At 53.4% G+C, this 11,856-nt stretch carries 11 protein-coding genes and 1 pseudogene; 8 read left to right on the forward strand and 4 right to left on the reverse strand.

Annotated elements, in window-relative coordinates; translation table 11 throughout:
• From L5470_RS11480 to aroC, 4 genes are all read left to right on the forward strand, one after another.
• Positions 1-343, forward strand: a 343-nt coding sequence (locus L5470_RS11480; RefSeq protein WP_499500054.1) for a zinc ribbon domain-containing protein, incomplete at its 5' end; no start/stop codon positions are given.
• Positions 344-358: 15 nt separating this feature from the next.
• Complete coding sequence (locus L5470_RS11485) at positions 359-607, forward strand: transposase (protein WP_099797648.1); 249 nt, start codon at positions 359-361, stop codon at positions 605-607.
• Between the two features lie 80 nt (positions 608-687).
• Positions 688-1,029, forward strand: coding sequence for a HesB/IscA family protein (locus L5470_RS11490; protein WP_099797647.1), 342 nt, complete (start codon positions 688-690; stop codon positions 1,027-1,029).
• A 38-nt stretch (positions 1,030-1,067) separates the two neighbouring features.
• Positions 1,068-2,195: a chorismate synthase gene (gene aroC / locus L5470_RS11495; RefSeq protein WP_499500055.1), complete on the forward strand. Its 1,128-nt coding sequence runs from the start codon at positions 1,068-1,070 to the stop codon at positions 2,193-2,195.
• On the opposite strand, the gene L5470_RS11500 is transcribed toward aroC, so the two are convergent.
• Together L5470_RS11500 and murI are read right to left on the reverse strand one after the other, a co-directional pair.
• Positions 2,163-2,888 carry a Bax inhibitor-1/YccA family protein gene (locus L5470_RS11500; RefSeq protein WP_099797646.1) on the reverse strand — a complete coding sequence of 242 codons (726 nt, stop codon included), beginning with the start codon at positions 2,886-2,888 and terminating at the stop codon, positions 2,163-2,165. The genes aroC and L5470_RS11500 overlap by 33 nt on opposite strands.
• 94 nt (positions 2,889-2,982) lie before the next feature.
• Entirely contained in the window at positions 2,983-3,867 is an 885-nt protein-coding gene (gene murI / locus L5470_RS11505; RefSeq protein WP_099797645.1) for a glutamate racemase, read from the reverse strand.
• Positions 3,868-4,057: 190 nt separating this feature from the next.
• On the opposite strand from murI, the gene sppA reads away from it, so the two are divergent.
• The 4 genes from sppA (at position 4,058) to L5470_RS11525 (ending at position 7,502) form a co-directional block, all read left to right on the forward strand.
• Entirely contained in the window at positions 4,058-4,882 is an 825-nt protein-coding gene (gene sppA, locus L5470_RS11510) for a signal peptide peptidase SppA (RefSeq protein ID WP_099797644.1), read from the forward strand.
• 33 nt (positions 4,883-4,915) lie between these two features.
• Positions 4,916-5,338 carry a chorismate mutase gene (gene aroH / locus L5470_RS11515; RefSeq protein WP_227517463.1) on the forward strand — a complete coding sequence of 141 codons (423 nt, stop codon included), beginning with the start codon at positions 4,916-4,918 and terminating at the stop codon, positions 5,336-5,338.
• Positions 5,335-5,793, forward strand: a complete 459-nt coding sequence (locus L5470_RS11520) for a CBS domain-containing protein (RefSeq protein WP_099797642.1) — start codon at positions 5,335-5,337, stop codon at positions 5,791-5,793. The genes aroH and L5470_RS11520 overlap by 4 nt, the downstream gene beginning before the upstream one ends.
• Before the next feature lie 122 nt (positions 5,794-5,915).
• Positions 5,916-7,502 (forward strand): CapA family protein, encoded by a 1,587-nt coding sequence (locus tag L5470_RS11525; protein WP_499500056.1) that lies wholly within the window; start codon positions 5,916-5,918, stop codon positions 7,500-7,502.
• 101 nt (positions 7,503-7,603) lie between these two features.
• Here the strand turns inward: L5470_RS11525 and L5470_RS11530 are convergent, their stop codons facing one another.
• Positions 7,604-11,494 (reverse strand): Tlr1612 family c-di-GMP phosphodiesterase, encoded by a 3,891-nt coding sequence (locus L5470_RS11530; protein ID WP_499500057.1) that lies wholly within the window; start codon positions 11,492-11,494, stop codon positions 7,604-7,606.
• Between the two features lie 171 nt (positions 11,495-11,665).
• Positions 11,666-11,767: pseudogene (locus L5470_RS11535) on the reverse strand (transposase); the annotation flags it as partial.
• Between the last annotated feature and the right edge of the window lie 89 nt (positions 11,768-11,856).

The raw sequence follows: 11,856 nt of genomic DNA on the forward strand, positions 1-11,856 counted from the left end.
CTATAGAATCAACCAGCAACCGAGAAACACGACCGAGCGGAGACGGTCTAACAGTTGGGCGTTCTATCAGTTGCGACAATTCCTAGAATACAAGGGTATCAAGGAAGGAGTTGAGGTGGTTGCTGTACCACCTGCCTATACCAGTCAAACCTGCCATTGTTGCTTGCATATTGGGCTGAGGACTGAAAAAAAGTTCAAGTGTGGGCATTGCGGATGGATTGGTGATGCAGACCTAAATGGAGCAATCAATATTGCGCTTTTGGGGCAGTCCGTAACGCTGCCTAGAGGCTCCTGGCTGGCTTGCGAGATAGCCGGAGGGCTACAGAAAGCCTCGCCCTTCTAGGACGGGGAAGTTTACTTGCTGATTGATGCCCATCCCATGATTCAGCCTGCCAATCTAGTAAAAAACCTAAAATCTGTGTCCTCTAGACGAATGCGGCAAGAGTATTCTGACTACTTGAAGCAATTCTTTTGGAAACCCTATTTCTGGAGCAGGGCTTATAGCTGTATCAGTGTGGGAGGACACGCCAGCATTCAAACACTGTTGGCGTACATTGAAGATCAAGCGTCCCCAGACGATCCACGCCCTTCGCGAACTGACGATTGAATGCGAAGCATCAATCGCAAGATGCGCTCAGGGATTGCTCAAAGCACGATATACTGGTTTGCGCTGATTTTATCGTCACTATGGTGGAACTAACCACAGCAGCGGTTCAAGAACTGGAGCGATTACAGGCACACCAAGGCAAGCAGCAGGCTGGCAGTGTCTTTCGCATTTGTGTGGAGCCAAGTACCTGTGGCGACTGGAGCTATCATCTAGCATTAGTGAGGGAACCCGAAGCTACCGATGTGGTGACTCAATCCCAAGGGTGGACGATCGCCCTCGCAGCACAACACGTGCCGTTGCTCAAGGGACTACGGGTGGACTATGTCGAAGATTTGATGGGGGGTGCGTTTCGCTTTCACAACCCCAATGCTGCTCAAACCTGTGGCTGTGGCATGGCCTTTAGTCTGCCGAAAGAGGGCTAAAACAAACGTAATGAAATCCATTGTTGGTTGAGTCGAGCATGGGGAATACCTTTGGGCATTTGTTTCGGGTCACAACTTTTGGGGAGTCCCACGGGGGAGGGGTGGGGGTCGTGGTGGATGGCTGCCCGCCGCAACTTGACCTTTGTGAAGCAGATATTCAAAAAGAGTTGGATCGCCGTCGCCCCGGTCAAAGCCGCCTGACAACACCACGCCAAGAGGGCGATCGCTGCGAAATTATCTCCGGAGTCTTTCAGGGCAAAACCCTCGGCACTCCCATTGCCATTTTGGTGCGCAATCAGGATCCCCGTCCCGCTGACTACGCCGATATGGCACAGGTCTATCGTCCCTCCCACGCCGATGCCACCTATGACGGTAAGTACGGCATTCGCAACTGGCAGGGAGGAGGTCGTTCCTCCGCTCGTGAAACCATTGGGCGGGTGGCCGCAGGGGCGATCGCCCGCAAAATTTTAACCCAGGTGGCCGGGATTGAAATCATTGCCTACGTTAAGCGAGTTAAAGACATTGAAGCCACGGTCGATCCCGACACCGTCACCGCCACCGCAGTGGAGGCCAACATCATGCGCTGCCCCGACCCCACCACCGCCGAGCAGATGATTGCCCTTGTGGATGCGATCCGGCGGCAGGCCAACTCCATTGGCGGTGTCATTGAATGTGTGGCTCGCAATGTGCCCGTAGGGCTAGGCTCCCCAGTGTTCGACAAGCTAGAGGCAGACCTCGCTAAGGCACTCATGTCCTTGCCCGCCAGCAAAGGGTTTGAAATTGGCTCTGGGTTTGCGGGCACCCTCCTCACAGGTCTGGAGCACAACGATGAATTCTATGCCGACCAAGCAGGCCGTATTCGCACCCGCACCAACCGTTCTGGCGGCATTCAAGGGGGGATTTCCAACGGTGAAAATATTATTTTGCGAGTGGCCTTTAAGCCCACCGCAACCATTGGCCAACGCCAAAAAACCGTGAATCAAGCGGGAGAAGAAACTATCCTAGCGGCAAAAGGGCGGCATGATCCCTGTGTCTTACCTCGAGCGGTGCCCATGGTAGAGGCCATGGTGGCCTTAGTCCTGTGCGATCATCTGCTCAGAGATCATGCCCAATGTCACTTACTTCGGAGTGAGTCACCCCTGGCGGCGATTAAACGCGATCAATAAGCGGAGAATAAAAATAAACAGGTTGATGTAGGTCAAGTACATCGAAAGCGCCGCCGCGAGGTACTGGTCATCGCGGTAGGTGCGAGGCAAGATAAAAAAGTCCACCACCGCAGCGCCGACAAAGAGCACTACCCCAACACCAGAGATGGCAATTTCCAAAAAGGTGGGGGTAAAGACGCCAAAGAAGCTAAACAGTAGTTGGGCAACCAGCACCACCAATAGGGCAATGATTCCCAGTTGCACCGTTTTGGCAAGGGCAAAGCCATCGCGCTCTGACAAATTCGAACCAATGGGGCTAGCTGCCATAAATGTGATGCCGCACCCCCCTGCTGCAATCACAATCCCCATAATGCCGACGGTGCTCAGGGCAACATAGATCAGACCCGCAAGGGTATAGCCCGACAGCAAGCTATAGGTGGCAAGTAGGGGGACGGCTGCTCCATTGTTACCTTTGGCCGCCACACCTTGGGCAATGAAAAAGAGAGCAATTTCAGCAATAATTGCCACAATAAAGGTGGGCATAAACAGTTGTGGTGCGGTACTGATAACCCCCAAGCCACCCCAGCTACCCACGGCAGTGAGAAGAAGGCCACCCCCCACAAAGGGAAGTGCATTGCGGATGACGTTAGGCCCCACTAGGGCGCTACTTTGGGCTTGGCGAATGGCATCCTGAAAGTTACTGGTACTACTCACGAGGTTCCTCCGAGGGTAGTCAATAGAATTCACTGGCTATCCCCACAGGGATAACTAACTTCTATTGTGCCAAAATTTCCCTAGCAAGGCAGGTTCAACTGGCAACAACGGCAGGCACCGTGGGCAGGGTGATCTCAACACTGTAGGACTGGCTGAGGACACTCAGGGGTAGGTGTTGAGTGCGGGGGTAGTACCCTAACCACTGGGAGGCAAGTCGGGCAAACTGCTCTGGAGCACCACTGACGTAGAAGTGAACGTGCCCTTGGTGCGCAACCGTCTGGAGAGAGAGCGCTTTCAGGGCATGGGCAGTGCTATGGGCAACAGTTGTCGCCGGATCAAGGTGATGAACTGAACTGGGAAGGTAGTCCGCAATGATGTGGCGCAGGTGTGGGTAGTGGGTACACCCGTACACTAAGGTGTCGAGTCCAAATTCAATCAGAGGGGCTAAGGCTTGGCGAACACTACGGCGCACTCGCTCGCCGCTGAGGCAGTTACTTTCAATTAAGGGCACAAATTCCGGACAGGCCACTTGGGCGATCGCCACGTGGGGGGAGCACTCCTGCAGTACCCGTACATAGGTACCACTTTTAACGGTGGCAGGGGTCGCAATAATGCCAATGCGTTTACCAATGGTGACAGCGGCCTGAGCAGCAGGTTCAATGAGTCCCAAAATGGGAAAGGAAAATTCATGGCGCACCTGTTCTAGGGCAAGGGCAGAACTGGTATTGCAGGCCATGACGGCCATTTTGATCCCCCGATGCTGCATCCACGTGAGGATTTCCCGCACGTACTGGAGAATCTCACTGCGGCTGCGGGTGCCGTAGGGAAGTCGTGCTGTATCCGCAAGGTAAAGAAACGACTCCCTTGGCAACTGAGCTTGTAGGGCACGTAAAACCGTTAGGCCACCTACCCCGCTGTCAAACACGCCAATCGACCCTGTAGGATCGAGTCCTTGGGTTCCCTCGTACCAGTTGTCCACTCCGACCTCACACCAAACATTTGAGCACGTTAGCGGGGTTGCTCAGCACCACAGTCGTGGCTAAGCAACCACACTGAAATCTAGTGCCACTCTAGCAGCTTTTAGCAGCGATGGAATCCTTTTACAACTCGCTGCTACAGTAGAAGTCTGAAGAAAATGCTGATCACGCAGGACTGAAGATTATCTGCCTATGCCTTGGCCACTGTTCCGTAGCTATCGCCACCAGATTGCTCGCCTTGAAATTACCGGGGCGATCGCCAGTGGGACGCGCAAACGAGTTCTCAAAGCCTTAAAGACGATTGAGGAGCGGGGGTACCCAGCGCTACTGCTGCGCATCGACAGCCCTGGTGGCACCGTGGGAGATTCCCAAGAAATCTATGGGGCGCTAAAGCGACTCCGCTCAAAGATCAAGATTGTTGCTAGCTTTGGCAATATTTCCGCTTCCGGTGGGGTTTATATTGGCATGGGAGCCGAACATATCATGGCCAATCCGGGCACCATTACCGGCAGCATTGGCGTTATTTTGCGCGGTAACAACCTGCAACGACTCCTCGATAAGGTGGGGGTGTCCTTCAAGGTGATTAAGTCTGGCCCCTATAAGGATATTTTGGCCTTTGACCGCGAGCTGACTGAGGAGGAAACTCGGATTCTGCAAGAGTTGATTGATACCAGCTACCTACAGTTTGTGCAAACCGTTGCCGAAGGCCGCAACCTAGAGGTTGAAACGGTACGGCAGTTTGCCGATGGCCGGGTGTTTACAGGGGAGCAAGCTCTTGCCCTTGGCTTGGTGGATCGCTTGGGCACCGAAGAGGACGCGCGGCGATGGCTAGCAGAGTTAGCGGGCTTAGATCCAGAGAAAGCCAAAGTACACACCATCGAGGAACCTAAGTCCCCCTTGGCGCGGCTCCTTCCCCGTCAGCAGGAAGAGCGACACTACCCGTGGCGTGCAGGACTGGAGTGGCTAGAATTTGAAATGGCCACCCATGGGCTTCCCCTGTGGCTCTATCGCCCCTAAGCTGGATACAGTAGCTGCATGGAGGAGCATAACGTGGGCTGGCGTGTCCGAGCAATTCGTGGAGCAACCACCGCCACTGAAAACTCTATTCCAGCTATCCGTGAGGCAGTGCTGGAACTCCTCAGCGAAATCGAACGGCGCAACGCCCTTGATTTCTCGGAAGTGATTAGTGTCACGTTTTCGGTCACTCGGGATCTAGATCAAATTTTTCCGGCGGCGATCGCCCGCGAGTGCCCCCACTGGCGCAATATTCCGCTGTTGGATGTCCAGCAAATGCACGTTGAGGGGGGCTTGCCCTACTGTATTCGCTGCCTGATTTATGTCAATACCCCTAGCGCCGATCACCCCATTTACCATGCCTACTTGCGCCATGCCCAAAGTCTCCGGCCTGATCTGGCAGTGAATGGTGGTTACCCTTCCCTTGAACTGTCCTCTCATTCCTTGGGTTCGCTATGACTGCTGTTGTTCGTGATTACATGACCCCCAACCCTTACACCATTCGCGCCGATGCCCCGATTACTGAGGCCATTAAACTCATGGAGGAAAAACAGGTGCGGGGGTTACCGGTGCTTAACAGCAATGGCACCCTTGTGGGTTTAGTGTCAGAGGCGGATTTAATTGTCCGGGAAGCGCCCCTAGAACCACCACTGTACATTACGTTTTTAGGGAGTGTCATTTACTTTGAGTCCCCAGAATCCTTTCATCAGCACCTGAAGAAAACCCTAGGCCAGCAGGTACAAGATGTAATGACCCCTAACCCCCATACGGTGTCTGTGGATGCGCCTATTTCCGAAGCTGCCCGCCTGATGGTGACCCACCACATTAGTCGCTTACCGGTTCTGGATCACGATGGCCAACTGGTGGGGATTATTAGTCGCCATGACTTATTACGGGCGTTGCATAACAATTAGCTTGGCGTGACGTTTGCTAAATTGGTCTGTTTCTTAGAATGATCCTTGGCAGTATCCCCTAGAATAACGGCAGGGTGGCTCACCCCCAACATTCTCTGACTCAAACCTGAAAAACAGGCTGTATGGCAGCATCTTTGGAGCTACTGTGGCAGGACGCGCAGCGGGGTCAAGCGGAGGCGATCGCCCAATTGATGAACCGCACCCTAAATCTTAAGGGAGTTCATGCCCTCGTGCGACGGCGGGGTGACTGTTTACAAATTATGTTTGAAGCGGGGCGATCGCTGCCTCCCGACGCCTGTGTCCAATTTGTCCTCAAAGGTCTGAAGCGTCTGAGTCCTCAAGGAATTCTCAGTGTGCGACTCCACGGTCGCCTCAAGGGGGAAGAGTGGCCGGAATGGACACAGACTGTACAGCTTAAGGAGAGCTTAGCGGCTGCTGGGGCTGAAGCAATGACTCTGCCTGCCGCCGTTCCCCCTACAACACCTAGTAAAACGAGGCAATCGGGCGTTACTGCGGTTACCCTTAGCGTGTTGGCGATCGCTAGCACGGGGGTTGTGGCGTGGGCCGTACAGAATCAACTGACTGCCGAAGTTGCACCGACGGACACTCCGGAGCCAACCCCCGCAGTCACCACACCACAGCCAAGCCCTCCCGCCATTCTCCCTCCCTCTACTGCGGTAGAGCATCGCCTGCGCATTAAAGCGGTGGGGGATATGGTCTTGGGAACGAATTTTCCCAATAATCGCCTTCCTGCTGATCCACAAGTACTATTTGCCCACGTTAAGCCCCACCTACAGGGGGCTGATATTCTCTTTGGCAACTACGAAAGCACCCTCACCGATTATCCCCATCCCTTCAAAAACACCAGCAGTGGTCGCAGCTTTGCCTTTCGTTCACCTCCCAGCTATGCCCAGCTCCTGCGGAACACTGGCTTTGATGTGCTGAGCGTGGCAAATAACCATAGCTATGACTTCAATGAACAGGGCTTTCGGGATACGATGCGCCACATCAACGCCGCAGGCATGACCGCTGTTGGTGACCTGAATCAGATTGCTTATCTTGAAACCAATGGCATCAAAACCGCCTTCATTGGCTTTGCCACCTACCATGGCCAAAACCGCATCCAAGACCTGAATGCAGGGGCAGCACTGGTGCAACAGGCCAAGAAGACGGCTGATATTGTGGTTGTCACCTTCCACGGTGGCGCTGAAGGCAGCGACCAAATCCATACTCGCGATCGCACCGAATATTTCTACGGCGACGATCGGGGTAACGTGGTGCAATTTGCGCGGGCAATGATTGACCAGGGGGCCGATTTAGTCCTTGGTCATGGCCCGCATGTCCCTCGCGCCCTCGAACTCTACAAAGGCCGCCTCATTGCCTACTCCTTGGGCAACTTTGTGGGCTACCAAACCTTGGGTAGCTACGGTAACCTCGGTAAGTCCTTGATCCTCGATGTAGAATTAGACGGCTCAGGTCAGTTTCTTCAAGGCAAGATCATTCCTGTACGCATCGACAATCAGGGCATTCCCCACATTGACCAAAACTTTGCCAGTGTGCAACTCATTCGCCGTTTAATTCAGGCGGATTTCCCAGCCACCCCCCTACAGATTGAACGCCTAGGCAAGATTGTAAACTACTCCCAGCTAAAGCAGGGAGCTTTTAGTAGCCCTGCAGTGAGTACCGAAGAGCCGGCTGAACCGCGATAGCTCACTCAACCAGTTGGCTGAGCCGGAATCGATATGAACCAGACAACGCCACTAGCCAGCAGCCAACAGAGGACACCAACACAATTAAATTAGTGGCCAACCTATAGCGCTTGCAGTAAGGGTTCGATCGCGCTCGCAGGGGCTGGGCGGGCAAATAGATACCCTTGGCCATAGTCACACCCGAGTTCCCGCAACAGTTGAAGCTGATCAGCCGTTTCAATGCCTTCGGCGATCGCCCGGTATCCCAATTGATGGGTAAGGACTAAAATCATTTGGGTGATTTGATAGTTACGTTGGTTGTTTTCCAGCTGACTGACGAAGGAGCGATCCACTTTGAGGTGCTGAATCGGTAAACTATGGAGGTAGCTAAGGCAAGAATAGCCAGTGCCAAAATCATCAATACTAATTTCAATGTGGCGATCGCTAAGGGCACTCAGTAGCCCCCTCATCTCTTCGTTGAGTTCTAGTGCAATTCGCTCTGTTAGCTCAAGGATTAACCTGCCCTCCGCCAAACGAAATTCCTGTTGGATGTGATCTAAGTGTGCCAAAAAATTTGGGTGCTTCAGAGTTTTGGCAGAGACATTGACACCGAGAATCAGGCGCTTGGTGCTGGGGTACTGCTGGTACCACTGCGTCAGTTGCTGGCAGGCATGACGCAAGACCCACTGATCTAAGGCCACAATCAAGCCGGTATCTTCCGCAATGGGAATAAACTCAGCAGGCGAAATGAGACCCCGTTCAGGGTGATACCAGCGCACTAAGGCTTCAAACCCCACTAAACGCTGCTCCTGTAAGTCAAAAAAGGGCTGATAAAACACCCGCAGCTCATCCTGCTCTAGGGCACGGCGGAGGTCGTGTTCAATGTGGAGGCGTTGGAGCACCTGCTTGTACATCCCTTGATTGAAAATGGCGTAGCGTCCCCGCTGATGGCCTTTGGCTTCATACATTGCAATGTCGGCATTGCGCAACACCTCAAGGCTGTTTAGATACTCATTTTGGGCAAAGACCATACCCAAGCTACTACTGACAAAAATTTGCCGCTCATCAACATTTATAGAGTCTTGCAAGCGCGTGATAATGCCTTCACAGGGGGCAATCACTTCCTGTATATGGCTGAGGCCACTCATCAAAATGACAAACTCATCGCCACCAAACCGTGCCACTGTATGGCTGCGGTGAATCAGGCTGCGCAGCAACCGGGCAAACTCAACGAGTACGCGATCGCCAACCCCATGACCCAAACTATCGTTGATCACCTTAAAGGCATCTAAGTCTAAAAAGACGACGGCATAATGGTAGCGGGGGTTACGGCGAGCCTCAGAGATCGCTGCTTCCAGCTGTTCCATCAGGTAAAGGCGATTGGGCAGGCCGGTCAGCATGTCGTGGTAGGCTTCGTAATGCAGTTGGTTTTGCACCTTAAGGCGTGCCGTCACATCCCGCGAGGTGGTTTGCAGCCTTTGTAACTGACCTTGGTCGTCGTAGCGGGGCTTGATGAGGGTCTCTAGCCACAGTGTTTCGCCAGAGGCAGTGCACACACGATGGGTGAGGGGCCAAAATTTATTTTGTTGAATCATTTGTGCCAATTCTTGCCGCACCTGAGCGCGATCCTCAGGATGAGACAGTTCACTAAAGTGTTGGCTAATTAGGTCTGTACTCTTGCGCCCTAAGAGTGCTTCGTAGGACGGGCTGATATAAAGGCAGTGGCCAGCGGGATCGTGCACACACACAATGTCATTCATGTTTTCCGCGAGCAGTCGATAGCGCTCTTCACTCTCTCGCAAGGCCATTTCCGCAGTTTTGCGATCGGTAATGTCGATGTGGGTACCCACCACCTTACAGGGCTGCCCCAAGGAATCGCGAATGAGGACAGCCTTACTGTGAATCCAGCGGTAGCTGCCATCGCGGTGACGCAAGCGAAAATCAATGCTGTAGGCTGCCTCGCCCCGCAGAAACCGCTGAAAGGCACTCACTGCCCGCTCTCGATCCTCGGGATGCAGCCGGCTGGCCCAATCTTTAGGACTGGCTTCCGCCGCATTGGCCGGATACCCCAACTGCGCTTTATAGGTGGGAGAGACATAGGCGGTTTGGGKGCGTAAGTCGCAAAAATAAAARCCAATATTGGAGGCTTGCACCGCTAAATCTAACTGTGCCTGTTGCTCTTGTAGGCGCTCTTGAGCCGCATGGCGATCGCTCACATCCAGAACAAGGGTGTACCACATCACCGCACCATCGTCGCGGCGCTCCGGTTGACCTGCCCCTTCCAGCCAGCGAATGTCGCCATTGGGGTGAATGATTCGCCACTGCCAAAACCATGGCTGCAACGTTCGGGCTGATTTCTCTACAGATTCAAGCATGGCAGGGCGATCATCAGGATGCACAAGCTGCCAGAGCGCAGAACCATCCGCCGCTGCCACCGCCGCTGGCACACCCCATAACTTTTCACACATGGGGTTGAGGTAAAAAACTTGACTGTGCCCATCAGGAAAGTGCAGATAACGAAAGATGGCTCCCGGCACATTCATCGCAGTTGAGCGAAATCGTTCTTCACTGTCGCGCAATGCTGCTTCAATGCGGCGGCGCTGCGCCAATTCCTCCTGTGCCCGTTGGTATAGCTTGGCTTGATAAATGGCCACTTCCAGTTGGGTTGCAATCGTCGTCATCAGCGAAATTTCAGCCGCAGACCACTGGTGGGCACCATTGGTAGTAAACACCCCCAAGGCACCCCAGGTCTGCTCTTCTACCCGTAAGGGCACTATCAGCCATGCCCCCGGAAACATCTCGGTTAAAGGTTTTAGGACGGGATCCGTAATTTCACTGGCATCGCTAATTTGGATAATGTGACCCGCCTTAAGCTGCGCGGCCATGGGGTTATCGGCATCGGAAACTTCGTAGCCAATATGGTGCGGCCAGTTGGGATCTTGGCGATACTCTGATCGCCGCACCCATGCGTGCCGATGGGGAAGGTACTGCACCACCACGCAATCGAGCTTCAGCCACAGCTTGCCAACTTCTTCAACCACTGTGGCAAAAATGGTCTCGAGATCTAATGAGTTACGAATGGCCTGAATCACCCGATTCAGTGCCTGCTCCCGTAATAACTGCTCTTTGAGCATGCTAATATCGCGCCCCACAGACTGAATTTCGACAAGTTGGCCAGCGTCGTCAAAAATACCTAAATTAATCCATTGGGTGTACTTAATCCCTTGAGGGCTACAGACGCGGTTCTCGTTGGTAAAGGTGGGGGCATCGGGTGTCAATGCCTGGACTTTGGCTAACAGAGCAGGTAAATCTTCCGGCAGGACAAAGGTCGCCCACGGCTGGCCAATCACGTCGGTCACCGCCCGTTCAAACGCCCGGCAGAAGGCCGTGTTGGCAAAGGTAATGACCGTATCGGCTCGCGAGCAAATCAAAAAATCCGTTTGGCGTTGTACTAGGCTGTAGTAGCGCTCTGCCTGCTGGCGCAAGTGATTAATCAGATGTTGGTGTTCCGTTGCATCTCGATGGCGATCCCTAATATCCTGAAAGGTGATCAGGCCAAGTTGCATCTCCCCGCTACGATTGAAAATCGGTCTAACTTCTAGCTCAATGGTCATGCGGCGATCGCCATACTGGAGAGTCACAGTTCTGCGCTCATCAACCGCAGGATGTTGCCCTTGGGGTTTCAGCAAGTTCTCTTTGGGGTAGGGACGAGGATGATTCGGCGCGGCGGCGCTGTCCTCCTCAAAAAGATGGATGTTTTGCCAAATTTCCGTTGCCGGTTGCGAGGCATCAGTGATCCCCAATAGGTTGCGAGCGTAGGGGTTGATGTAGATAACTTGCTTGGCAGCATTGTAGAGGCAAACTCCCATAGGCAATGCCGCCAAAATCTCTACTAGGGCGCAACAAAGATCCTGACCAACCGCATGTTCAAGGAAGTCCAGCAGAGCACCACTACAGGGCAGAGGAACCCCGCGCACTTGCAAGGGGTCAGAAGGCGGCAGTTGACAATCCATCAAAACAAGAAAATGAACTGGGGAGTGAGCGGCTTAGAACTGGATCACGTCTTTGGGGCAATAAATTAAAGAGTAATGGTAATAGTTATAGGAGTGATGTGGGCGGGCTAAAACCCCTCCGCTTTAGCGAGGGGATACAGCCAACTCAGGGGGCTTTAGCCCCTAGTAAGGTCAATTACTCTTGCCCTGAGCTTCAATGTAGCGCTGAATTGTTTCGCTGCTAACATTGCCAGCCGTTGAGACAAAGTAACTGGATGTCCACATGGACGGCACGTTCATCAGTATGCTGGCGGTATTGATTCAGTACAGTTGTGTCCACAGTCCTGTGACCTCGATAAACGGCAAGCAGATGCCTAGGAGTC

The organism is Synechococcus sp. PCC 6717 (genome assembly GCF_022698185.1).
GTDB lineage: Bacteria > Cyanobacteriota > Cyanobacteriia > Thermosynechococcales > Thermosynechococcaceae > Thermosynechococcus > Thermosynechococcus lividus.